Raw genomic sequence first — 22,227 nt, forward strand, 5'->3', positions numbered from 1 at the left:
ATCCTCGTCGGCCTAGCGTTCGACCAGCGCCACACGGGCGTTGAACCAGTTCATGAACATCGATACCAACAAGCTGATACTCAGATACACCGCCATGGTCATGGCGATCACCTCGATCGCTTGTCCGGTTTGATTCAGCGTGGTACCGGCAAACACCGAAACCAGATCGGGATAGCCGATGGCCGTGGCAAGCGATGAGTTCTTGATCAGGTTGAGGTACTGGCTAGTCAGCGGCGGGATGATCACCCTCAGTGCTTGGGGAATCACCACTAGGCGCAGCACCAGGTTGCGCGGCAGGCTCAATGCCTGCGCTGCTTCGGTCTGGCCGTGAGAGATCGCCTGGATGCCCGAACGCACGATCTCGGCGATGAAGGCGGCGGTATAGATGGTCAGCGCCAGCCACAGGGCAAGAAATTCGGGGATTACCGTCACCCCGCCGCGGAAGTTGAAACCGCGAAGCTCGGGCACGTCCCAGGTGATGGGCACGCCGGTGGCGACGATGACCACAAGCGGTAAACCGATGATCAGCGCAAGCGTCAGCCACACGACCGGCAGGCGTTTGCCCGTGGCATCGAGTCGGCGCCGGTTCCAGAGGATCAGCGCAACGCTTGCGATGACGCTGACGACGAGGCTCAGCGGCACCAGGCCAAAGCCAGATTCGAACAGTGGCTCGGGCAGGTAGAGCCCGCGCACGTTCAAGAACATCACCTCACCAAAGGAGAAGCTATCGCGGGCGCTTGGAAGGGTGCGCAGTACGGCGAAGTACCAGAAGAAAATCTGCAACAGTAGCGGGATGTTACGAAAGGTCTCGATATAGCCAGAGGCCAAGCGAGCGATCAGCCAGTTGGGCGAGAGCCGAGCGATTCCGATGATGAAGCCGACTAGCGTCGCCGCCACGACCCCAAGGCCACCGACCAGCAGGGTATTGAGCAGCCCGACCAAAAAGGTGCGCCCATAAGTGCTCTGGGAGGAGTAGTCGATCAAGCTTTGGACGATGCCGAACCCGGCGGTGTTGTCGAGAAAGCCGAAACCCGTGGTGATACCGCGAGCGGAAAGGTTGGCCTGAACGTTGCCGACGATGTAGAGCAAGAAGGCGATGACGGCCGTGATCAGCAGAAACTGAAAAATGAGCGCGCGTTTGGCGCGGTCGCGCCAGAACGGCGGCTTGTGGCCGACGGGGCGAGCGTTGGGTCTTACCGACATGGGAGGCGTCTCCGCGATATGCAGGGGCAATCGAAGGGCCCGCCCATGGTGTACGCTTATACGTACCTCCGAGGCGGGCCGGTCAAACGAGACGCTTAGCGAATCGGCGGTGCGTACTGGAAGCCGCCCTGGTTCCACAGCGCGTTGGCGCCGCGTTCGATCTCAAGCGGTGAGCCCATGCCGACGTTACGCTCGAAGCTTTCAGCGTAGTTGCCCACTTGGCTTACGATGTTGTAGGCCCAATCGGCTTCGAGACCCATGCCCTCGCCATAGTTGCCGTCTTGGCCCAGCAGGCGGGCGATGTCGGGGTTTTCGGATTCGAGCATGTCGTCGACGTTCTCACTGGTAACCCCGTACTCTTCGGCGTTGAGCATGGCGAACAGCGACCACTTGACGATGTTGAACCACATGTCGTCGCCCTGGCGTACCACCGGGCCCAGCGGCTCTTTGGAGATGATGTCGGGCAGGATGACCGCGCCTTCGGGGTCGTCGAGCTGGATGCGTAGCGCCGCAAGCTGCGAAGTATCCGACGTCAGCACGTCGCAGCGTCCGGCCTGGAAGCCACCCACGGTCTGCTCGGAGGTGTCGAAAACGATGGGGTCGAATTCCATGTCGTTGGCGCGGAAGTAGTCGGCCACGTTGAGCTCGGTCGTGGTGCCTGACTGGATACAGATGGCGGCGCCATCGAGCTCGGAGGCGTTGGATAGCCCAAGATCGCGGCTGACCATGAAGCCGATGCCGTCGTAGAAATTGACCCCGGCGAAGTTAAGCCCCAGCGTGGTGTCGCGCGTAGTGGTCCAGGTGGTGTTGCGCGAAAGCACGTCGACCTCGCCGGACTGCAGCGCAGTGAAGCGCTCGACGGCGTTCAGCGAAATGTAGTTGACGGCGTCGGCGTCACCGAGCACGGCGGCGGCGATTGCCCGGCACACGTCCACGTCCAGACCCTGCCAGTTGCCGTCGCCATCCGGCGCGGAAAAGCCGGGCAGGCCGTCGCTGACGCCACACTGTACCGCGCCGCGGTCGATGGTTTCTTGTAGCGTATCGGCGCTGGCCGCCGCCGCACCGAAGGTAGCAACGCCGAGTAGTGACATGGCGCCTGCAGAGGTCATCAATACCCGTTTTTTCTTATTCAGCATGTAAGTCCCCTTCCTCGAGATGGTGCTATCTCGTAATTAGAGCTGTGTAATTGTGCGTTATGACGCGTTTTCGGCATGCAAAGCATGACCCTTAACGCTAGCAAGGAAGATGCCAGAAAAACCGCAGCGCGAGGTCGGTGCATTTTCAACGCAGTTCCACGCACGTTTCTACCAAAGTGCAGCGGCAAAACGGTGCGCCAGCCGCTAGCGGGCGCGCCGTTTTGGTGCGTGATCGACATGACGAATGTCGAGGGATGCGCTCGATGACGCCGTCGGCAAGATAGCGAGGCACCTCATCGAGCGTATGAACTTATCGAATGGGCGGGGCGTACTGAATGCCGCCATCCTTCCACAGCGCGTTCAGGCCGCGGGAAATGTTGAACGGCGATGCCTCACCCACCGTGCGGGCATAGATCTCGGCGTAGTTGCCTACTTGGCTGACGATGGCGTAGGCCCAGTCGGCCGCAAGGCCCATGCCCTCGCCATAGTTGCCGTCTTGGCCCAGCAGGCGGGCGATGTCGGGGTTTTCGGATGCGAGCATTTCATCGACATTCTCACTGGTAACGCCGTACTCCTCGGCGTTGAGCATGGCGAAAAGTGACCACTTGACGATGTTAAACCACTGGTCGTCGCCCTGGCGCACCGCCGGACCCAGCGGCTCTTTGGAGATGATCTCGGGCAGTACCACCGCCATATTGGGGTCGGCCAGCTGAATACGCTGGGCGTAGAGCTGCGAGGCATCGGTGCTGAGCACGTCGCAGCGGCCCGCCTCGAAGCCGACGATCGACTGCTCGGGTGAATCGAACACCACGGCGGTGAACTCCATGCCTTGGGTGCGGAAGTAGTCCGCGAGGTTGAGTTCGCTGGTAGTGCCCGACTGGGTACAGATCGCCGCGCCGTCGAGCTCCTGGGCGCTCTGTACGCCTAGATCGCTCGCCACCATGAAGGCCTGGCCGTCGTAGTAGCTCACGCCGGTGAAGTTGAGGCCCATGGTGGTATCGCGCTGCGAGGTCCAGGTGGTGGTGCGGGCAAGCAAATCGACTTCACCCGACTGGAGCGCGGCGAAGCGCTCGACCGAGTCCAGGGGGACGAAGTCCACCTTGGTGGCATCGCCGAACACGGCAGCGGCCACGGCGCGGCAGATCTCGGTATCGAGCCCTTGGTAGGTATCGTCGTCGTCCAGCGCCGAGAAGCCCGGCTGGGCGGCGTTGACACCGCAGCGCAGGCTATCCCGCGCCTGTACGGTTTCCAGCGTGCTTGCCAGGGCAAGCGATGGCGCCATTAGCAAAAGAGAAGCACCCAACCAGCGAACGTTATTCATTTGTTGTTCCTTAACGTGGCGGTACGAAAGAGCGGTACGAAAACAGCGCAGGATGAAACGCAAAAGGCCGAGCAGTGCCCGGCCTTCGACTATGCGCCATTTGTTCTCTAGGCGTCATTTATTATCTAAACGCTTTTTTATCCGCTGGCCTATTTATTCGTTTGGCCTACTCAGCGAACGCTTGGCGCATAAACGGCGGCAGCGCCAGGGCGCCACGGTGGACTTCAGCCGTGTAGTACTGAAGCGGCATTTGAGTGGCGGTGGCGGCCTCTTCACGAAAACGCTCGACGCTTACGCCCTTACCGGCCAGCGTCACGCTCCACCAGCCAGAGGGGTAGACCGGCTGCGGGAAGGGCAGAGTAGCGACGCTTTCGAAGCCCGCCTTTTTCATATCGCCGCGCAGTTCGCGAATGATCGAGTCGCTGTGGTAAAGCGGTGACTCGCTCTGCTGCACCATGATGCCGCCCGGCTTGAGAATGCGGTGGCAGCGCTTCAAGAAGTCGGTCTTGAACAACCCTTCGGCAGGCCCTACCGGGTCGGTGGAATCGATGATCAAGACATCGATGCTGTCGTCTTCGGCCTCGTCGACCCACTTCACGCCATCGGCGAACAGAAGCTCCGCACGCGGATCGTGGTTGGATTCGACCAGGCTCGGGAAGAAGCGCTCGGCGGCCTTGGTGACTTCTTCGTCGATGTCGATCTGGGTCACTTTCTCTACGCCCTCGTGGCGCAGCACTTCCTTGAGCGTACCGCAGTCACCGCCGCCGATGATCACTACGCGCTTGGGGTCGGCGTGGGTAAAGAGCACCGGGTGGGCGATCATCTCGTGGTAGAGGAAGTTGTCGCGGTCGGTGAGCATGACGCAGCCGTCGAGCACCATCAGGTTGCCGTAGGTTTCGGTGGCGTAAACTTCCAGGTGCTGGTACTCACTCTGCACATCCAGCAGCTTTTCAGAGACTTTCAGCGAGAAGGCGCTGCCGTGGCTGTCAAAGACTTCGGTAAACCACTGGTCGTCGCGTAATTCGCTCATCAATTGGCTCCTGAGGTGGGGGTGGGGGAGTGAGTCGGAATACCCTGATGGTACTGCGGGCTGAGTTCGTGCAGCGCCTCCATGAAGGCGGTGACGTTATCTGGGTGGGTGAACTGGCTGATGCCGTGGCCCAGGTTGAAGACGTGACCAGGCCCGGCGCCGAAGCTTTCCAATACGCGCGCGACTTCGGCGCGGATCGCCGAGGGGCGGGCGAAGAGGACGTTGGGGTCCAGGTTGCCCTGAAGCGCTACCTTATGGCCCACTCGGGCACGGGCGTTGCTCAGCTCGGTAGACCAGTCCAGGCCCAGCGCATCGGCACCGGCGCAGGCGATGTGTTCGAGCCACTGGCCGCCGTTTTTGGTGAACAGGATCACCGGTACCCGGCGGCCGTCGTGCTCACGAATCAAGCCCGAAACGATCTGTTCCATGTAGCGCAGGGAGAACTCGAGATACGCTGGCGTCGACAGTGACCCACCCCAGGTGTCGAAGATCTGCACCGCCTGAGCGCCCGCGCGAATCTGGGCGTTGAGGTAGTCGGTGACCGCCTGGGCCAGGGTGTCGAGCAACTGGTGCATGGCATCCGGCGTGTCGTAGAGCATGGTCTTGACGTGGCGGAAGTCCTTGCTCGAACCGCCCTCGACCATATAGGTGGCTAGCGTCCAGGGGCTGCCGGAGAAGCCGATCAGCGGTACGCGGCCATTCAGTTCGCGGCGGATGGTCGAAACCGCCCGCATAACGTAATCCAGATCGCGCTCGGCATTGGGCGCGGTAAGCGCGGCGACCTCTTCCGGGGTACGCACGGTCTTTTTGAATTTCGGCCCCTCGCCGGTCTCGAAGTAGAGCCCGAGCCCCATGGCATCCGGAATGGTGAGGATATCCGAGAACAGGATGGCGGCATCCAGCGGATAGCGCTCCAGCGGCTGCAGAGTCACCTCGCAGGCCAAATCGTGATTGCGGCACAGGTCCATGAAGCTACCGGCATCGGCGCGGCTAGCGCGGTACTCCGGCAGGTAGCGCCCGGCCTGGCGCATCATCCAGACTGGGGTGCGGTCCACGGGCTGGCGCGCCAGCGCGCGAAGAAAGCGGTCGTTGTGCAGGAAAGTCGTGGTCATGACAAGGCTCTTGGACAATGGGCGGGCCGCGCTTGAAGGACGGCCAGTGTACGTCAGATCCCAGCGGGCGTCTGGGGCGGCGAAGACGGATGGTCGTGGTCGCCTCGCCGCCACATCACTTCTTCGTCGAGAAAGACTTTTTCGTCGAGAAAGGATAGACCTCGCCGACTTTGCCATTCTGGTCCGTGGGAGGCGCCTTACCCCGCTCTCGGGCGCGCAGGTCGCGGTATACGGCGGTGCGCATGATCAGCATGGCGACCACCGGCGCGGTCAGCATGATGAACGCGGTGATCAGCACCTCATGGATCACCAACCGGGACTGGAGCGCCGAGAAGTAGATCATGGAGGCCACGAGAATGGCGCCGGTGCCGAGGGTGATGGTGATGGCGGGTCCGTGAATGCGCTGGAAAAAGTGCGGCAACTTTACCAAACCCAGCGCGCCGATCAAGACGATGGTGCTACCCAGCAGCAACAGCAGTGCTACTGGCAGGCTGACCCAGACCGGGAGGGTGTCGAGTTCCGGGGTCATTCGATCACCTCGCCGCGCATCAGGAACTTGGTCAGGGCGACGGTGGAGACGAAGCCCGTCAGGGCGATCAGCATCGCCGCTTCGAAATAGATGACGCTGGCAAAGCGCAGGCCGAGGGCCAGGGCCAGCAGCATGGCGCACATCCAGAGGGTGTCGAGGGCGAGCACTCGGTCCTGGGCGGTGGGCCCCAGCAGGAGCCGGATCATGCACAACAGCATCGCCAAAATGACGCTCAGCAGGGTGATGTCGATGGCTAAAGAGAGCAGAGCCGTCATGAGAAACGCTCCTTATTCATGGTCGAAGATCTCGATCAATGGCTGTTCGTAGCGGGTCTTGATGGTATCGATCCACCACTGCTCATCGTGAAGGTCGAAGACGTGCAGGGCCAGGTCGTTCGAGCCGGGCAACTGCTCGACCCAGACCGTCCCCGGGGTCGAGTTGATCAGACACGACAGCAGTGCCAGTCCATAAGGGTCCTTGAGATCGAGGGGAATACGAATGAACTGGGACTCTACCCCCTTGGACTTGAACAAGATGATGCGGCTGACGTTGAAGCACGAGCGCACGATCTCCACCATCGACATGAACAGCAGCCGAGCCAGCACCCAGGGCTTGCGAAAGGGCGCCGGAGCGAGCGGGCGCAGGGACCTGGCCAAAAGCGGCGCGGACAGGGCGATCGCGGCGCCGAGCAGGATCTGGGCGGGGGCGATGCTCTGACTCAGCAGAAGCCACATCACCAGCAGCGCCGCGGATAGGACCGGGGAGGGAAGCCAGCGGGTCATAGCGCGGCCTCCGTCAGAGAACCATCCACCGTCTGCGACGCCTCCAGACGATCGAGATAGAGCGCTGGCTGGCGCAACGGCTCGGCGCTGCGTTCGAGATAGGCCAGGGTCGGGCCCGCCTGAGCGGTGAGCAGCACGCACACCAGCAAAAGTGCGGTGATCGGCATGACCTCTGAGCGCTGCAGGTGCGGGGCCGCCGGGTTCTGGGCCGCCCAGAAGGTGCGCACACCAAAGCGCATCAGCGAGATGATGCCGGCAAGTCCCGACAGCACCACCAACGCGATCATGATCCAGGTGATCAGATCGATACCGGCGCCGACAGAACTTGTGTCGAGCAGGGTATGGAACAGCCCAAACTTGGCGATGAACCCGGACAGCGGCGGAAGCCCCGTGATGATCAGGGCGCAGCAGGCGAACGCCAGCCCGAGAAAGGCCAGCGCTCCGGGAATGGCCTTGCCCACGGGCTCGCCGGGCTTGTCCTCCAAACCGAAGGCCTCCATGGTCAGCGCCAGCATGGCGGCTCCCGGCACGCGAATGCGTTCGACGAGTTCGATCAACAGCAAGAAGGCCGCCACGGCGATGGTCGAGCTGATCATGTAGAACAGCGCCACGTTGATCAGGGCCGGCTCACCGTAGCCCACCGCCGCCAGCAGCGTGCCGGAGGAGATGACCGCGGCGTAGCCCGCCATTCGCCCGGGCTCCTGGCTTGCCAGGATGCCGATGGTGCCGAAGGCCAGAGTCGCGAGCCCGCCGACGAGCAGCAGATCGAAGCCGAAGCCCGCCGCAGGACCCTCGGAGAACAGCAACAGCCAAAGGCGAATCAGCACGTAGACGCCGATCTTGGTCATCAGCACCATCATCGCCGCCACCGGGGGCGAAGCGGCGGAGTAGGTGGTCGGCAGCCAGAAGCCCAGCGGCCACATGGCGCTCTTGGTCAGAAACGCCAGGGCCAGGATCACCACGCCGATCTTCAACAGCACCAGGTCCTCCGGGTTCAGCCCTTCTAGGCGCCCGGCCAAGTCGGTCATGTTCAGCGTGCCGGCGGTGGCGTAGATCAAGGCCACCCCGATCAAGAAGAAGAACGACGCCAAGAGGTTCACGACGATGTACTGCATCCCCGCCCGGATACGGGTGGTGTTGTAGCCGTGCAGCACCAGGCCGTAAGAGGCCGCCAGCATGACCTCGAAGAACACGAACAGGTTGAACAGGTCGTTGGTCAGAAAAGCCCCGTTGATGCCCATCATCAGAAACTGGAACAACGAATGGAAGTGGACCCCGATCCGGCTCCAGCGGGTCATGGCGAAGATCAGGGAGGCGCTGGCCAGCATCGAAGATAGCAGCAGCATCACCGCCGTCAGCCGGTCGACCAGCAGCACCACGCCGAACGGCGCCGCCCAGTTGGCGGACAGATACACCCCGATACCCGCCGGCCAGTGCTCCTGGTCCGTCAGCAGCAGAAGGGCCACGGCGGTGCAAAGCATCGACAGGGTGGCCGCCAGGTTGATCAGGAACTTGCGCTGGTGATGGCGCTCGTTGATCAGCACGAGCCCGGCGCCGACGATCAGGGGCACCAGGATCGGGGCCAGGATCAGGTGTTGAACCCAGGAAAGAGGCATCAGTGGGTCTCCTTGCCGTCAACGTGGTCGGTGCCGGTCAGACCCCGGGCGCCGATCATCACCACCAGGTACAGCGCCGTGGTGGCAAAGCCGATGACGATGGCGGTCAGCACCAGCGCCTGGGGCATCGGGTCGGCGTAGAGCGCCGGGTCGATGGTCCCTTCCGCCAGGGTCAGCGGCGGCCGGTTGAGAGTGAGCCGCCCCATGATGAAGATGAACAGGTTGACCGCGTAGGACACCAGCAGCAGGCCGGTGATGACCTGGAACGTTCGCGGGCGCAGCAGCAGCCAGACCCCGGCGCCGAACATGATGCCCATGGCGATGGCGATCACGGCTTCCATCAGAAGATCTCCTTGTGAGCGGCGACGGGCGCCGCCGTGGTGGCCGGCAAGCGGTGGCTGCGCACGGACTGGTGCGCGAGGGCGGTGAGGATGAGCAGCGTGGCCCCGACCACCACGCCGAAGACCCCCAAGTCGAAGACGAAGGCGCTGGGCAGGTGGATCTCGCCCAGTACCGGCAGCGTGTAGTGGGCGGTATGGCTGGTCAGGAACGGATAGCCCAGAAGCCAGGCCCCCATGCCTGTCACGCAGGCGATCCAGAGCCCGAAGGCGATCCAGCGGTGGGGTTGCAGGCGCAGGTGGCTCTCCACCCACTGGGTGCCGGCCAGCATGTACTGCACGATGATGGCGACGGAGAAGGTCAACCCGGCCACGAAGCCGCCACCGGGCAGGTTATGCCCGCGAATGAAGAAGTAGGCAGCGATGACCCCCATGATCGGCAGCAACAGGCGCAGGTAGACGCTGGGCACCTTCAGGTAACCGATCTCCACCTGCTGGATCGGTGTCTGACCCGCAGCGGGGTCGACGCTGTTGGTCTGCTGGGCGGGAATCGGCAGGCTTTCCGGAGCCGGGCGAAAGCGCCGCAACAGGGCGTAGACCGTCAGAGCAACGATGGCCAGCACCGCGATCTCGCCCAGGGTGTCGATGCTCCTGAAATCCACCAGCAGTACGTTGACCACGTTGCTGCCGCCGCCTTCGCTCAAGGCGCGGGTCAGGAAGAAGTCGGAAATCCCCCCGGTGGACGGGCCGCGCAGCAGCGCGACGTAGCTGACCAGCGCCATGGCGAGCCCCGCGCAGACCGCCACCACCATATCCCGGGCGCGGCGCAGCCGTGCGCGCCGGGACGGGGTGATGTTCAGCTCCCTCGGAGTGATCCGCGGCGGCAGCCAGCGCAGGCCCAGCAGGATCAGCACCGTCGTGATGGTCTCTACCATGAGCTGGGTCAGCGCCAGATCCGGAGCCGACAGCCACAGGAAGGCCAGGCTCACGGTGATTCCGACGCCACCGACCAGGCTCAACGCCGCTAGGCGATGGTACTTGGCCTGCCAAGCCGCCCCGAGAGCGCAGACGGCGCCGATTACCCAGAGCCCGGCGAACAACCAGGAGAACTCGCCGTTGGCGGGCAGAGCGAGAAGTGACACCGGGCGCACGATCAGCGTCGGCACCGCCAGCAGCAGCACGATCATCAGCAGAAGCTGGGGCTGCAGGCGGCGGGTACCCAGCAGCTTCTCCAGAAGCGAGGCGCTGGCGGACAGCCGAAGCATGGTGTTCTCGTAGGCCTGCTTGCCGTTGAAGCGCCCGAGAAAGGGCACGTAGGTGGACTGGATCAATCCGTAGCGAGCCCGTAGCCATGCGTACAGTGCCACCCCACCCGCCAGGGCGAGAAGACTCATCGCCAGCGGCAGATTGAAGCCGTGCCAGACCGCCAGACTATAGTAGGGCACGGCCTCACCGAGCACCGACGTGACCGCCGCGCTCAGAAACGGACCGATGCTCAGGCCCGGAATGATCCCCACGACCAGACAGCACAGCACCAGAAACTCCACGGGAAAGCGCATCCAGCGTGGCGGCTCGTGGGGTTGTCTTGGCAGGTCATCGGGCTGTCGGCCGAAGAAGACGTAGATGAAGCGCAACGAGTAGGCCACCCCGAAGATGCCCATCAAGACGGCGGCGATGGACATGCCCCAGTTGCGGGCCGAGCCCACCGCCAGTGCCTCGGCGAAGAACATCTCCTTGGAGATGAAGCCGTTGAGCAGCGGCACCCCGGCCATGGCGGCGCTGGCGACGATCGCCAGGGTCGCGGTATAGGGCAGCGACGCATAGAGCCCGCGAAGGTGGCGCATGTCCCGGGTGCCGGTCTCGTGATCGATGATGCCCGCTGCCATGAACAAGGAGGCCTTGAACGTCGCATGGTTGAAGGTATGAAAGACCGCGGCGACCAGCGCCAGCGGGGTGCCGATACCCAGCAAAACGGTGATCAGCCCAAGATGGCTGATGGTCGAGTAGGCGAGCAGCCCCTTCAGGTCGTGCTGGAAGATGGCGGTGAAGGCGCCGATCAGCATGGTGCAGACCCCGGCACCCATGATGATCCAGGTCCACTCCGGCGTGCCCGAAAGTGCTGGCCACAGGCGCATCAGCAAAAACACGCCGGCCTTGACCATGGTAGCGGAGTGCAGAAAGGCCGAGACCGGGGTCGGGGCCGCCATGGCGTGGGGAAGCCAGAAATGGAACGGGAACTGGGCGCTCTTGGTCAGCGCGCCGAGGGCGACCAGCACGAGCATGGGAAGATACAGGTCGTGCTCGCGAATCACGTCCCCGGAGGCCAGTACGACGTCCAGCGAGTAGCTGCCCACCATGTGCCCGAGCAGCAAGACCCCGATCAGCAGACAAAGACCGCCGCTTGCGGTGACGGTGAAGGCCATGCGTGCGCCGCGCCGGGCATCGGCGCGGTGGTGCCAGTAGCCGATGAGCAGAAACGAGGTCACGCTGGTCAACTCCCAGAACACCACCAGCTGGATGAGGTTGCCCGACAGCACCACCCCGAGCATCGAGCCCATGAAGGCGAGCAGAAAGGAGAAGAAGCGCGGCACCGGGTCCTTCGGCGACATGTAGTAGCGTGCGTAGATGACCACGAGCAGTCCGATCCCCTGGATCAGCATGGCGAACAGCCACGCCAGTCCATCCATGCGCAGCACCAGGTTCAGCCCGAACGCCGGCAGCCAGTCGAACTCGCGCTGCACCACCCCGTCTGCACCCAGCTGGGTGTACAGGTAGCTTGTGACCAGCAGCCCGGATAGCGCCACGATGCCCGCCAGCCAAGACTCGCGGTTACGGGCATCCGTCGGCAGTAAGGCGGCGACGAGACTGGCAATGAAAGGCCCTGCAATTAGTGAAAGTAGCAGCATGGGAATCCAGAACTATCGGTGATGGCGTGGCTGGCGCTTTGCTCTCTGAACGGATGGGCATTTGAAATTGCCCCTTTTCCATACAGTTATATCGTGGAAAATACGTGTGTCGTCCCAATACTACTTTAAAAATACTCGGAGTTTCATGCCGTATTGTCGCGGTTAATCGTGCGAGCGTTATCTGCCTTGTCTAGGTCAACAGCAGTGAGACGGAAATGGCTTCCTGTTAAACTAGCTCCGCTCAATACCGTTTTGGTTGATCCGTGGGGTAATACGTGACCATTCGCTTCATTGCCGCTTGTCGGCTGCCCATGCCCTGGGCCACCTTCACCATGCATGGCTTCGAGGACGAGGCGACCGGTAAGGAGCACGTCGCGCTGACGCTTGGCGATGTCAGCGGGGGCGAACCCGTGCTTGGGCGGGTGCATTCGGAGTGTTTGACCGGAGATGCGCTCTTCTCCATGCGCTGCGACTGCGGCTATCAGCTCCAAGCGGCGCTCAAGCGTATCGCCGAAGAGGGCCGTGGGGTGCTTCTCTATCTGCGCCAGGAAGGCCGCGGCATTGGCCTGTTGAACAAGATCCGCGCCTATAACCTACAGGATCAAGGCGCCGATACGGTCGAAGCCAACGAGCGTCTGGGCTTTGGCGCCGACATGCGCCGTTACGACATCTGCACGCCGATGCTCGACCATCTCGGCGTCACCGGCCTCAAACTGATGACCAACAATCCGCGTAAGGTCGATGCCCTGACCCGCGATGGCGTCAACGTGACCGAGCGCGTGCCTTTAACCACGGGCCTCAATCCGCATAACGAACACTACCTTTCGACCAAGGCGGGCAAGCTCGGCCATATGATGGCGCTGGATGATTTCATTCAGGCCCAGGACGTCGACCGCGACCGCTAACCCGCCACGACCATGGTGGGATTGACAAATAGCACACTAACTACCGTCGCGATGACGGCGCTTTCCATGAGCGTATGGAATGGATTCGGCACTTTTTTTCTCTTGTTCGAGATAGGGGGCGGTTGGCTAAATGCGACCCTTCGCCGCACCGGGCGTCGACCATAACAAAAACGGGCGTCACGTAATGCCCGTTATCTCCCCCTGAACTTACGCTCATAAGGACTTCTCGAATGCTTGACTGGGTTCTCCAGCTAGACAAGTCGTGGGTCGCCATCATCATCATCATCGTGACCCTCATCGCCTTCATCATCGACCGCATTACGATCGCGGTGACGGCACTGCTCTCGGCACTCGCCTTCTATCTTCTCGGCACCACTGGCCCCGAAAGCGTCTATGCAGGCTTCGCCAGTACGGTGGTCATGCTGGTCTTTGGCATGATGATCGTCGGGGATGCGCTATTCCAAACCGGACTGGTGCTCTATATCGGTAACAAGATCGTCAAAAGCCGCTTCGTGCAAAACGAGCTATCGCTAATCATTCTGCTGATGCTGGTTACCGGGTCGCTTTCGGCGTTTTTGAGCAACACCGCGACCATGGCGACCTTCATACCCCTGGTCGGCGCCATCGCCGCCAAATCGGGCGGGCGCATCCGTAACAAGAACCTGCTCATGCCGATTGCGCTTGCCGCCTCCATCGGCGGCACCATGACCCTGGTAGGGTCGACGCCCCAGCCGCTGGTCAACAACGTGCTGGAGTCCTACGACTTTGCCCCCATCGGCCTTTTCGATTTTGCGCTGCTGGCCGGGCCCTGCTTCATCTTGCTGATTCTTTACGTCGCCTTCATCGGCTATCGCGTACAGAACAAGACCTTCGATTTCTCCGACGAGGCGAGTAGCGACGTGCCCCAGGGCGAAGAGATCGCGATTTCCGGGAAGACCTGGATTGCGGGGCTGACGATGCTGTTCTGTATCGTCTCGTTCGTCAGTGGCCTGTTTCCGATCGGGATTACCGCCATTATCGGCGCGGCCATCGTACTGGCGACCCGCTGCGTCGATTTCAAACCCTGCATGCAGCGCATCGACTGGAACACCATCTTGCTGTTGGTCTTCGCCCAGGGGATCGCGGCGGGGATGAACGACTCGGGGGCTGGGCGGATGCTGGCCGATGGCGCCGTGGCGCTGATCGGTGACAACTTCTGGATTCTCTACGCGGCCAGCATTTTGCTGACGGTGCTGTTGACCAATTTGATGTCCAATACCGCCACCGCAGCGATGATGGCGCCGATCTTCATTCAGATCGCCGCTACGCTCGGCTACGACCCCTACGCCTTTGCTCTGGCCATCGCCGTGGCCTCCAACGTGGCCACGGCCACGCCCATCGGAGCCGTGGCCATGAGCCAGGTGCTTGTCGGGGGCTATCGGTTCAAGGACTACCTGGTATCCGGATTGCCGATCACCATCATCATGGCGATCTTCCTCTGCCTATGGGGGCCGGTGGTGCTGAGCACGGGCTGACTCCGGCTAGCCGCCACGCGCCTGGCGAATACGCTCATAGGCGTTGCCAATTTCGCTGGTGCGCTGCTGGGCCACCTCGCGCATGCTCTCTGGCAGCCCCTTGCCAGCAAGCTTGTCGGGGTGGTTTTGGCTCATCAAGCGGCGATAGGCTTTCTTGATTTCGGCGTCGCTGGCGCTTTCGCTCACGCCGAGCACGCGGTAGGCGTCCTTGAGGCTCTCTTCGCTTGAGGCGTGGGCGTTGGCGGAGGCGCCGTGCAGCATGGCTTCGATCTGCTGGACTTCGGCTTCGCTGCAGCCGACGCCGCGCGCCACGCGCAGAATCATAGCGTGCTCTTCGGGATGCAGTACGCCATCGGCGGCGATGGCGGTGAGCTGAACCTGCAAAAAGAGCTGACGCAGAATCGGCTGGCGTTGGGTGAGCTGGCTAACGCGGGCAAGCTCGGCGTCGAGATCGAAATTGGCCTCTCGGCCGCGTTCAAAAGCGCGCCGCGCCTGGGCGCGCTGTTCGCCCTGTAGGCGCATTTGGTCGAAGACCTTCTCGGCAGCGCCGAGCTCGCCTTCGCTGACCTTGCCATCGGCTTGGCACAGGCATCCCATCACGGCGAAGATCGAATCGAGAAAGCCTTCCTGAATTTGCATGCGCGCCGTTAGCAGGCGACGGCGTAGGCGGTTCGACAGCCACCAGCCAAGCCCGCCACCGAGCAGTAGCCCCATCCAGCCGCCCAGGGCGTAACCGATCAAACCGAAGAGAAGCATCATCACTAACATGGTGTATTGAGTACCTGTATCAAGGTCGAAAAAGGACATCGAAACGCGGTTAAAAGGATAGCAGCCTTGCGCTTGAGATGAACTCGCCTTACACGCCAGCATCCAATTTCATGGGCAAAGGTACTAACATGGAGGCCATGAATGCAGCATGAACGCGCGTCGCTAAGACTGCCCTGCTCCCAAGAATGATCTATCTCGCCTGCCAGGAGGCTCTCCATGTCCACGACCGATACCGATACTACGCCCGATACCCCGGCCAAAGACCCCAAAGTCTTCGAATATCGTAATCCGGCTGGTGGCTGGGGGGCGCTTAAGGCGGTGAGCAAGCACTTACTTCATGGCCGCTCGCCTGGTATGAACGCGCGCTCGCTGTTCAAGCTCAACCAGCCGGACGGCTTTGACTGCCCTGGCTGCGCCTGGGGCGACCCCGAACACGGCTCCTCCTTCGAGTTCTGCGAAAACGGCGTCAAGGCAGTCACCTGGGAAGCCACGTCCAAGCGCGTCACGCGAGAGTTCTTCGCCAAACACAGCGTCAGCGAGCTCAAGCGCTGGGACGACTACCGGCTCGAGGATCAGGGGCGCTTGGTCGAACCGATGCGCTACAACGCCGATACTGACCACTACGAGCCGATTGGTTGGAACGCCGCACTCGATCTCATCGCCCGCGAGCTCAAGGCGCTGCCCACGCCCGATGACGCTATTTTCTACACTTCCGGCAAGGCGGGTAACGAGTCGGCCTACGTCTTTCAGCTGCTGGCGCGCCTTTACGGCACCAACAACCTGCCGGACTGCTCCAACATGTGCCACGAAGCGAGCGGCGTGGCGCTAGGCGAGGCGCTGGGCACCGGTAAGGGTAGCGTTCGCTTGGAGGACTTCGAGCACGCCGAGGCGATCTTCGTTTTCGGCCAGAACCCCGGCACCAACCATCCGCGTATGCTCGGCACCCTGCGCGAGGCAGCCGAGCGCGGCGCCGATATCGTTACGTTCAACACCTTGAAAGAGCGCGGCCTGGAGAAGTTCGCCGACCCGCAAAAGCCGCTCGAGATGCTGCATAACGGCAGCCACCGCATCAGCTCGCACTACTTTCGCCCCAAGCTTGGCGGCGACATGGCGGTGCTGCGCGGCATGGCCAAGGCGCTGTTCGAGCGCGACGCTGCCGGTGAAACGGTACTCGATCACGACTTTTTGGCCCAGCACACGCGCCATCTAGAGGCCTACCGCGCCTGCGTCGAGGCGACCAGCTGGGCCGATATCGAGGCTCAGTCGGGCCTTGGTCGCGATGAGATCGAGCAGGCCGCCGAGCTCTATGCCCGCTCGAAGGCGACGATCATCTGTTGGGCCATGGGCATCACCCAGCACGTGCACTCGGTGGTGACCGTGCGCGAGATCGTCAATCTGCTCATGCTCTGCGGCAACCTGGGCAAGCTCGGCGCTGGTACCTCGCCGGTGCGGGGGCACTCCAACGTCCAGGGCGACCGCACCATGGGCATTTTCGAGAAGCCCTCCAAGGCGCTGCTCGATGCCCTGGAGAAGCGCTACGGCCGCGCCATGCCGCGTGATTTCGGGGTCGATTCGGTGGCCGCCGTCGAGGCCATGCGCGATGCGCGGGGTAAGGTCTTCATCGGTCTTGCGGGTAACTTCACCCGCGCCATCTCCGATAGCCGCGTCACCGAGCGAGCGATGAGCAACTGCCGCTTGACCGCCTTCATCAGTACCAAGCTCAACCGTAGCCACCTGATCACCGGCGAAGAGGCGCTGATTTTGCCCTGCATCGGGCGTAGCGAAATCGACCGTAACCAGGCGGGCGAAGCGCAGCTGATCACCGTCGAAGACTCGATGAGCATGGTGCACGGCTCGGCCGGGATCAACACGCCGGTGGACAAAACGCTACGCTCTGAAATCGCCATTCTCACCGGCATCGCCGAGCGGTTATTCGACGACGCGGGCCTCGATAACGACGTGGTCGACTGGGCCGCGATGCGCGAAGACTACGACGTCATCCGCGAGCATATTGCCGCAGTCATCCCGGGCTTCGAGGACTTCAATACCCGGGTGCGTGTCCCGCGCGGCTTCTGGCTAACTAACCCGGCCTTCGAGCTGCGCTTTCCGACTTCGAGCGGCAAGGCCGAGTTCTCAAGCGGCCCTCTGCCCGAAGGCGTGATGCACCAGCAGCTGGCTACGCGCGACGGCTGGCTGACGCTGCAAACCATGCGCTCGCACGATCAGTACAACACCACCGTTTACGGCTATAACGACCGCTACCGGGGCATCGAAAACGGGCGCCAGGTGATATTCCTCAATCGCGCCGATATCGACCGGCTGGGCTTCGAGGCGGGGCAGTGGGTCGATTTGATCGGCGAGTCGAATGATGGCGTCGAGCGCCGCGTCGATGGCTTCAAGATCGTCGCCTTCGATACCCCCGAGGGCTGCGCAGCGGCTTACTACCCCGAAACCAACCCGCTGATTCCGCTCGATCATAAAGGCGACAAGAGCCACACTCCGGCGTCGAAGTCGATAGCCGTGCGCCTGGAAGCGAGCCGTCGGATTGCCTGATAGCGAAGCGCTGGCGCGTGAGCTCGCCGCCCTTCAGGCAGCGCATCCAGGGTTGGATGCGCTGACGAGCGTGGTGCTGCTCGCCGTTTACCAGGGGGCGGGCGTAGGTGAGCTCTCCTCGGCGACCATCGCCCGCCGCCTAACCCTCGAACATGCTCTGGTGCGGCGCGCCTGCGCCGAGCTAAACGCCCGGGGCTTCATCGATGCTCGCCCGGCAGGCGGCGCCAGCCCCGCGCTCAAGGTGCGCCCAAGTCGCCAAGGCACGGCTACTGGCGAAGACGCTATTTCAGACTAACCTGATTCAGGCCAAGCTGATAAATCGTTAGCACGCTTTGAAGAGGGAAGAGAGGAGAGTATGCAAAAACGTGAACTAGGACGTTCCGAGCTTCATATCGCCCCGCTCGTCTTTGGTGGCAACGTCTTTGGCTGGACGGCCGATGAGAAGCGCTCTTTCGCCTTATTGGATCGCTTCGTCGAACGTGGCTTCAACGCCGTGGACACGGCCGACGTCTACTCCGCGTGGGTGGATGGCCACCAGGGCGGCGAATCCGAAAAGGTGTTGGGTAAGTGGCTCAAACAGAGCGGCAAGCGCGATGACATCGTGCTGATGAGCAAGGTCGGCATGTGGGAGCAGCGCAAGGGGCTATCGGCGGCCAATATTGAAGCGGCGGTCAATGACTCGCTCAAGCGCCTACAAACCGACTACCTGGACGTTTACTTCGCCCACATCGACGATGAGAACACCCCGCTCGAGGAGACGCTGATCGCTTTCTCCAAGCTCATCGAAGCGGGCAAGGTGCGCACCATTGGTGCATCCAACTACTCCGCCGACCGTCTGCGTCAGGCGCTCGACGTGGCCGAGCGCGAGGGGCTGCCGCGATACGAGCTAATGCAGCCGCTCTATAACCTCTATGACCGCGACGAGTACGAAGGCGGCCTCGCCGAGGTAGCGAAAGCCAACCAGGTAGGCGTGGTGAGCTACTTCTCGCTTGCCAGCGGCTTTTTGACTGGGAAGTACAAAAGCTTCGAAGACGCCAAGGGCCAAGCCCGCGCCGACTTCGTCGAGAAGTATTTCGACGCGCGCGGCCAGCGCCTGCTCGATACGCTCGACGCCGTGGCCAAAGAGCTATCGGCCAAACCGGCTCAGGTGGCCCTTGCTTGGCTACTCGCCCGCCCCGGTGTGACTGCGCCCATCGCCAGCGCCACCAAGCTCGAACAGCTCGACGACACCCTGGGCGCCGCCGATCTTGATCTGCCCAAGGACGCTATCGAGCGCTTGAACGCCGCCGGTCGTTAAATCGACGGTCCTGTCGCTCAACGCCATGCACTCAACGCCAAGTACTCAACGTCATGCCAACTCAACGCAAGTGACTTACGGCAGGCGCTTGCGAATCGCGGCCTCGATGCCCTCGGCGTCGAGGCCGCAGTCGTGTAGAAGCTCTTCCGGCGTGCCGTGTTCGACGAAGGCGTCGGGCAGGCCCAGGTTGAGCACTTCGCTCTGCACGCCTTCGGCTTGAAGCAGCTCGTTGACTGCGCTGCCCGCGCCTCCGGCTACCACGTTCTCTTCCAGCGTCACTAGCAGGTCATGCTCGTCGGCGGCATGCAACACGGCGTCGCGGTCCAGCGGCTTGATCGAGCGCATGTTGATATGCGTAGCGCCCAAGCGCTCGGCGACCTCGGCGGCCGGGCCATTCAGGCTGCCGAACGCGAGCAGCGCGATGCGCATGCCCTCGCCGTCGGCGTGGCGACGCACCTCGGCTTTACCAATGGCAAGCGGCTCTAGATGTTCGGGGATGCTCGCGCCGGGGCCGGTGCCGCGTGGGTAGCGGACGGCGGCCGGGCCCGGGTGGTGGTAGGCCGCACTCAGCATGGCGCGGCACTCGGCCTCGTCGGCGGGAGCCAGAATCACCATATCGGGCACGCAGCGCAGGTAGGAGAGATCGAGACTGCCGTGGTGCGTGGGGCCGTCTTCACCGACGAGCCCGGCGCGGTCGATGGCAAAGGTGACATCGAGCTTCTGCACCGCGACGTCGTGGATCAGCTGGTCATAGCCGCGCTGCAGAAAGGTGGAGTAGATCGCCACCACCGGCTTCATCCCTTCGCAGGCCATGCCGGCGGCCAGCGTTACCGCGTGCTGCTCGGCAATGGCGACGTCGAAGTAGCGCGTGGGGTAGGTCTTGGAGAAGCGGATCAAATCCGAGCCTTCGCGCATCGCTGGGGTAATGCCCACCAGGCGTTCGTCCTCGGCGGCCATGTCGCAGAGCCAGTCGCCAAAGACGTTGCAGTATTTCTTTTTCGCAGGCTTTGGCGGCGCGGGGTTAAGCGGTGCAGGCGTAGGCTTGGCGCTGGGCTTCTCCAGCTTGGTGATGGCGTGGTAGCCGATGGGATCGGCTTCGGCGGGCAAGAACCCCTTGCCCTTGCGCGTCTTGATATGCAGAAACTGCGGGCCCGGCATGTCGCGCAGGTTACGCAGCGTCTGGGTAAGGGCGTCGAGATCGTGGCCGTCGATGGGGCCAACGTAGTTGAAGCCCATCTCCTCGAACAGCGTCGCCGGGCTCACCATGCCCTTCATGTGCTCTTCGGTGCGGCGGGCAAGCTCCAGCGCGCCCGGCAGGCGCGACAGCACCTTCTTACCCTCCTGGCGCATCTTGAGATAGGGCGTGCTCGCCATCATCCGACCCAGGTAGTTGGCGATGCCGCCGACGTTCTCCGAGATCGACATCTCGTTGTCGTTGAGCACCACCAGCAAGTTAGCATCGACGTGCCCGGCGTGGGCCAGGGCTTCGAAGGCCATACCGGCCGTTAGCGCGCCATCGCCGATCACCGCGCAAACGCGACGCTTATCGCCGCGCGCCTTGGCCGCGAGTGCCATGCCGAGGGCGGCCGAGATCGAAGTGCTCGAATGGCCCACGCCGAAGGTGTCGTAGGCCGACTCTTCGCGCCGGGGAAAGGCGGCGAGCCCGCCGTGCTGTCGGATGCTGGTCATCGCTTCGCGCCGCCCGGTCAGTATCTTGTGGGGGTAAGCCTGATGGCCCACGTCCCACACCAGACGGTCCTCGGGCGTATCGAAGGCGTGGTGCAGCGCCACGCTGAGTTCGACCACGCCGAGCCCGGCACCGAAGTGCCCGCCGGAGACGCCAACGCTATAGAGCAGATAGGCGCGCAGCTCATCGGCAAGCTGGGCGAGCTGGGTCGCGTTCATGGCCCGCAGGGTAGCGGGATGGTCAAAGGAGTCGAGCAGCGGCGTCGCCGGACGCTCGCGGGGAATCTCGTCGAACAGCTTCATGGGCATCGTCTAGTGGTCGCGCTCGATCATGTAGTGGGCTAAATCGGCTAGAGGGGCGGCGCGCTCGCCTAAAGGCGCAAGCGCGGCGATGGCCTCGTCGCTCAGCGCTTGAGCGCGCTGTCGGGCTCCCTCGAGCCCTAGCAGGCTAGGATAGGTGGGTTTTTGCCGCGCTGCATCCGCTCCAGAGATCTTGCCTAGGGTCGCGGTGTCGCCGATGACGTCGAGCACGTCGTCGTGAATCTGAAAGGCCAGGCCAATCGCCTCGGCGTAACGGGTCAGCGCTGCCAGGCGCGGGTCGTGATCATCCACCGCCACGAGCCCGCCCAGGCGTACGGCCGCCACGATCAACGCCCCCGTCTTGTGGGCGTGCATGTGGGCGAGAGCGCTGGCATCGGGTAGCCCGCCCACGGCGGCAAGGTCGAGCGCTTGGCCCGCCACCATACCATGGCGACCGGAGGCCTTTGCCAGGGTCTTGATCAGCGCAGACGATCGCGGATGCGCGGCCTCGGCGATGACCTCGAAGGCCAGCGTCTGCAGGGCGTCACCGGCAAGAATCGCCGTTGCTTCGTCGAAGGCCTTGTGCACCGTGGGCTGGCCGCGGCGCAGGTCGTCGTCGTCCATGGCGGGGAGGTCATCGTGGATCAACGAGTAGGCGTGAATGAGCTCGATGGCAACGGCCGGGGCGTCGAGGTCGTCGTCGCTGGCGCCGAGCGAGCGCCCGGCGAGATAGACCAGAAGCGGGCGTAAACGCTTGCCGCCGACCAGCAAACCGTGGCGCATGGCTGCTTCAAGGCGCGGGCTGACGGCGTGCTGATCGTCGAAGAGCGCCGTGAGGGCGGCATCGACGCGCGCATGGCTGGCCTTGCGCAGAGTGACGAGATCGGCGGCGTCGGTGACTACCATGGTGGCGTTTCCTCGAGGCCGTCGTCTTTTGCCTGCTCGCTGGGCAGCGCGGCGTCGAAGGGGGCGACCTTGAGGCGGCCCTGGTCGTCTTCGCTCAGCGCGCGCACCTTGAGTTCGGCCTGGTCGAGGCGCGACTGGGCGTCACGGGCGAGGTGAATGCCCTGCTCGAAGGCGCCGAGCGCGGCTTCGAGCGACAGCTCGCCGGACTCCAGGCGCTCGACGATGCCTTCGAGCCGGGTGATGGTGGCGGCGAAGTCCTCGGGCTCGGCGGGCGAGCGGGGTGTGGTCGCGTCGGTGCTTTCGGTCATAAAACGTCGCTCATCAA

The 22,227-nt window shown here is 63.0% G+C and carries 20 protein-coding genes; 5 read left to right on the forward strand and 15 right to left on the reverse strand.

Translation table 11 applies throughout. The features are described 5' to 3' along the window. Nucleotides 1–12: 12 nt before the first annotated feature. The 11 genes from LLY24_RS01390 to LLY24_RS01440 all read right to left on the reverse strand — a co-directional run bounded on the left by LLY24_RS01390 (nucleotide 13) and on the right by LLY24_RS01440 (nucleotide 11,973). Nucleotides 13–1,203: an amino acid ABC transporter permease gene (locus tag LLY24_RS01390; protein WP_259034476.1), complete on the reverse strand. Its 1,191-nt coding sequence runs from the start codon at nucleotides 1,201–1,203 to the stop codon at nucleotides 13–15. 95 nt (nucleotides 1,204–1,298) lie between these two features. After that, nucleotides 1,299–2,339: an amino acid ABC transporter substrate-binding protein gene (locus tag LLY24_RS01395; RefSeq protein ID WP_259034477.1), complete on the reverse strand. Its 1,041-nt coding sequence runs from the start codon at nucleotides 2,337–2,339 to the stop codon at nucleotides 1,299–1,301. A gap of 310 nt (nucleotides 2,340–2,649) precedes the next feature. Beyond that, nucleotides 2,650–3,660 carry an amino acid ABC transporter substrate-binding protein gene (locus LLY24_RS01400; protein ID WP_259034478.1) on the reverse strand — a complete coding sequence of 337 codons (1,011 nt, stop codon included), beginning with the start codon at nucleotides 3,658–3,660 and terminating at the stop codon, nucleotides 2,650–2,652. Between the two features lie 166 nt (nucleotides 3,661–3,826). Further along, nucleotides 3,827–4,690, reverse strand: a complete 864-nt coding sequence (speE, locus tag LLY24_RS01405; RefSeq protein WP_259034479.1) for a polyamine aminopropyltransferase — start codon at nucleotides 4,688–4,690, stop codon at nucleotides 3,827–3,829. Then, nucleotides 4,690–5,802, reverse strand: a complete 1,113-nt coding sequence (hemE, locus tag LLY24_RS01410; RefSeq protein WP_259034480.1) for a uroporphyrinogen decarboxylase — start codon at nucleotides 5,800–5,802, stop codon at nucleotides 4,690–4,692. Before hemE ends, speE begins: the two co-directional genes overlap by 1 nt. A gap of 115 nt (nucleotides 5,803–5,917) precedes the next feature. After that, entirely contained in the window at nucleotides 5,918–6,331 is a 414-nt protein-coding gene (gene mnhG / locus LLY24_RS01415; RefSeq protein WP_259034481.1) for a monovalent cation/H(+) antiporter subunit G, read from the reverse strand. Beyond that, entirely contained in the window at nucleotides 6,328–6,606 is a 279-nt protein-coding gene (locus LLY24_RS01420) for a K+/H+ antiporter subunit F (RefSeq protein WP_345799631.1), read from the reverse strand. Before LLY24_RS01420 ends, mnhG begins: the two co-directional genes overlap by 4 nt. Before the next feature lie 12 nt (nucleotides 6,607–6,618). Further along, a complete protein-coding gene (locus LLY24_RS01425) occupies nucleotides 6,619–7,068 on the reverse strand; it encodes a Na+/H+ antiporter subunit E (RefSeq protein WP_259034482.1) in 450 nt (149 codons plus the stop codon). A 41-nt stretch (nucleotides 7,069–7,109) separates the two neighbouring features. After that, nucleotides 7,110–8,729: a monovalent cation/H+ antiporter subunit D gene (locus LLY24_RS01430; RefSeq protein WP_259034483.1), complete on the reverse strand. Its 1,620-nt coding sequence runs from the start codon at nucleotides 8,727–8,729 to the stop codon at nucleotides 7,110–7,112. Further along, a complete protein-coding gene (locus LLY24_RS01435) occupies nucleotides 8,729–9,070 on the reverse strand; it encodes a Na+/H+ antiporter subunit C (RefSeq protein ID WP_227389961.1) in 342 nt (113 codons plus the stop codon). Before LLY24_RS01435 ends, LLY24_RS01430 begins: the two co-directional genes overlap by 1 nt. Continuing rightward, a complete protein-coding gene (locus LLY24_RS01440) occupies nucleotides 9,070–11,973 on the reverse strand; it encodes a monovalent cation/H+ antiporter subunit A (protein ID WP_259034484.1) in 2,904 nt (967 codons plus the stop codon). The genes LLY24_RS01435 and LLY24_RS01440 overlap by 1 nt, the downstream gene beginning before the upstream one ends. A gap of 275 nt (nucleotides 11,974–12,248) precedes the next feature. Between LLY24_RS01440 and ribA the strand changes: the two genes are divergently transcribed. Both ribA and LLY24_RS01450 read left to right on the forward strand, forming a co-directional pair. Then, nucleotides 12,249–12,878, forward strand: a complete 630-nt coding sequence (gene ribA, locus LLY24_RS01445; protein WP_259034485.1) for a GTP cyclohydrolase II — start codon at nucleotides 12,249–12,251, stop codon at nucleotides 12,876–12,878. Nucleotides 12,879–13,108: 230 nt separating this feature from the next. Beyond that, on the forward strand, nucleotides 13,109–14,392 hold the full coding sequence (locus LLY24_RS01450) for an SLC13 family permease (protein ID WP_259034486.1): 1,284 nt from the start codon (nucleotides 13,109–13,111) through the stop codon (nucleotides 14,390–14,392). A gap of 6 nt (nucleotides 14,393–14,398) precedes the next feature. Here LLY24_RS01450 and djlA read toward each other — a convergent pair whose 3' ends face one another. Beyond that, a complete protein-coding gene (gene djlA, locus LLY24_RS01455) occupies nucleotides 14,399–15,160 on the reverse strand; it encodes a co-chaperone DjlA (protein WP_259034487.1) in 762 nt (253 codons plus the stop codon). Nucleotides 15,161–15,376: 216 nt separating this feature from the next. Between djlA and LLY24_RS01460 the strand changes: the two genes are divergently transcribed. From LLY24_RS01460 to LLY24_RS01470, 3 genes are read left to right on the forward strand one after another with little or no spacing between them, the layout of a single operon-like run. Next, entirely contained in the window at nucleotides 15,377–17,713 is a 2,337-nt protein-coding gene (locus LLY24_RS01460; protein ID WP_259034488.1) for an FdhF/YdeP family oxidoreductase, read from the forward strand. After that, complete coding sequence (locus tag LLY24_RS01465; protein ID WP_259034489.1) at nucleotides 17,706–18,008, forward strand: hypothetical protein; 303 nt, start codon at nucleotides 17,706–17,708, stop codon at nucleotides 18,006–18,008. Before LLY24_RS01460 ends, LLY24_RS01465 begins: the two co-directional genes overlap by 8 nt. 60 nt (nucleotides 18,009–18,068) lie before the next feature. Beyond that, nucleotides 18,069–19,010: an aldo/keto reductase gene (locus LLY24_RS01470; protein WP_259034490.1), complete on the forward strand. Its 942-nt coding sequence runs from the start codon at nucleotides 18,069–18,071 to the stop codon at nucleotides 19,008–19,010. 75 nt (nucleotides 19,011–19,085) lie between these two features. Here the strand turns inward: LLY24_RS01470 and dxs are convergent, their stop codons facing one another. From dxs to LLY24_RS01485, 3 genes are read right to left on the reverse strand one after another with little or no spacing between them, the layout of a single operon-like run. Further along, a complete protein-coding gene (gene dxs / locus LLY24_RS01475) occupies nucleotides 19,086–21,005 on the reverse strand; it encodes a 1-deoxy-D-xylulose-5-phosphate synthase (RefSeq protein WP_259034491.1) in 1,920 nt (639 codons plus the stop codon). 3 nt (nucleotides 21,006–21,008) lie between these two features. After that, nucleotides 21,009–21,902 carry a (2E,6E)-farnesyl diphosphate synthase gene (gene ispA / locus LLY24_RS01480; RefSeq protein WP_259034492.1) on the reverse strand — a complete coding sequence of 298 codons (894 nt, stop codon included), beginning with the start codon at nucleotides 21,900–21,902 and terminating at the stop codon, nucleotides 21,009–21,011. Continuing rightward, entirely contained in the window at nucleotides 21,896–22,210 is a 315-nt protein-coding gene (locus LLY24_RS01485) for an exodeoxyribonuclease VII small subunit (protein ID WP_259034493.1), read from the reverse strand. The genes ispA and LLY24_RS01485 overlap by 7 nt, the downstream gene beginning before the upstream one ends. Nucleotides 22,211–22,227 lie beyond the last annotated feature (17 nt).

The sequence above is a fragment of the Halomonas dongshanensis genome, assembly GCF_024790395.1.
Taxonomy (GTDB): domain Bacteria; phylum Pseudomonadota; class Gammaproteobacteria; order Pseudomonadales; family Halomonadaceae; genus Vreelandella; species Vreelandella dongshanensis.

Bases quoted from the DNA above. Each gene is read 5' to 3' on its own strand.
- LLY24_RS01390 (WP_259034476.1), bottom strand. From the start codon at position 1,203: ATGTCGGTAAGACCCAACGCTCGCCCCGTCGGCCACAAGCCGCCGTTC.
- LLY24_RS01395 (WP_259034477.1), bottom strand. From the start codon at position 2,339: ATGCTGAATAAGAAAAAACGGGTATTGATGACCTCTGCAGGCGCCATG.
- LLY24_RS01400 (WP_259034478.1), bottom strand. From the start codon at position 3,660: ATGAATAACGTTCGCTGGTTGGGTGCTTCTCTTTTGCTAATGGCGCCA.
- speE (WP_259034479.1), bottom strand. From the start codon at position 4,690: ATGAGCGAATTACGCGACGACCAGTGGTTTACCGAAGTCTTTGACAGC.
- hemE (WP_259034480.1), bottom strand. From the start codon at position 5,802: ATGACCACGACTTTCCTGCACAACGACCGCTTTCTTCGCGCGCTGGCG.
- mnhG (WP_259034481.1), bottom strand. From the start codon at position 6,331: ATGACCCCGGAACTCGACACCCTCCCGGTCTGGGTCAGCCTGCCAGTA.
- LLY24_RS01420 (WP_345799631.1), bottom strand. From the start codon at position 6,606: ATGACGGCTCTGCTCTCTTTAGCCATCGACATCACCCTGCTGAGCGTC.
- LLY24_RS01430 (WP_259034483.1), bottom strand. From the start codon at position 8,729: ATGCCTCTTTCCTGGGTTCAACACCTGATCCTGGCCCCGATCCTGGTG.
- LLY24_RS01435 (WP_227389961.1), bottom strand. From the start codon at position 9,070: ATGGAAGCCGTGATCGCCATCGCCATGGGCATCATGTTCGGCGCCGGG.
- LLY24_RS01440 (WP_259034484.1), bottom strand. From the start codon at position 11,973: ATGCTGCTACTTTCACTAATTGCAGGGCCTTTCATTGCCAGTCTCGTC.
- LLY24_RS01450 (WP_259034486.1), top strand. From the start codon at position 13,109: ATGCTTGACTGGGTTCTCCAGCTAGACAAGTCGTGGGTCGCCATCATC.
- djlA (WP_259034487.1), bottom strand. From the start codon at position 15,160: ATGTTAGTGATGATGCTTCTCTTCGGTTTGATCGGTTACGCCCTGGGC.
- LLY24_RS01460 (WP_259034488.1), top strand. From the start codon at position 15,377: ATGTCCACGACCGATACCGATACTACGCCCGATACCCCGGCCAAAGAC.
- LLY24_RS01470 (WP_259034490.1), top strand. From the start codon at position 18,069: ATGCAAAAACGTGAACTAGGACGTTCCGAGCTTCATATCGCCCCGCTC.
- dxs (WP_259034491.1), bottom strand. From the start codon at position 21,005: ATGCCCATGAAGCTGTTCGACGAGATTCCCCGCGAGCGTCCGGCGACG.
- ispA (WP_259034492.1), bottom strand. From the start codon at position 21,902: ATGGTAGTCACCGACGCCGCCGATCTCGTCACTCTGCGCAAGGCCAGC.
- LLY24_RS01485 (WP_259034493.1), bottom strand. From the start codon at position 22,210: ATGACCGAAAGCACCGACGCGACCACACCCCGCTCGCCCGCCGAGCCC.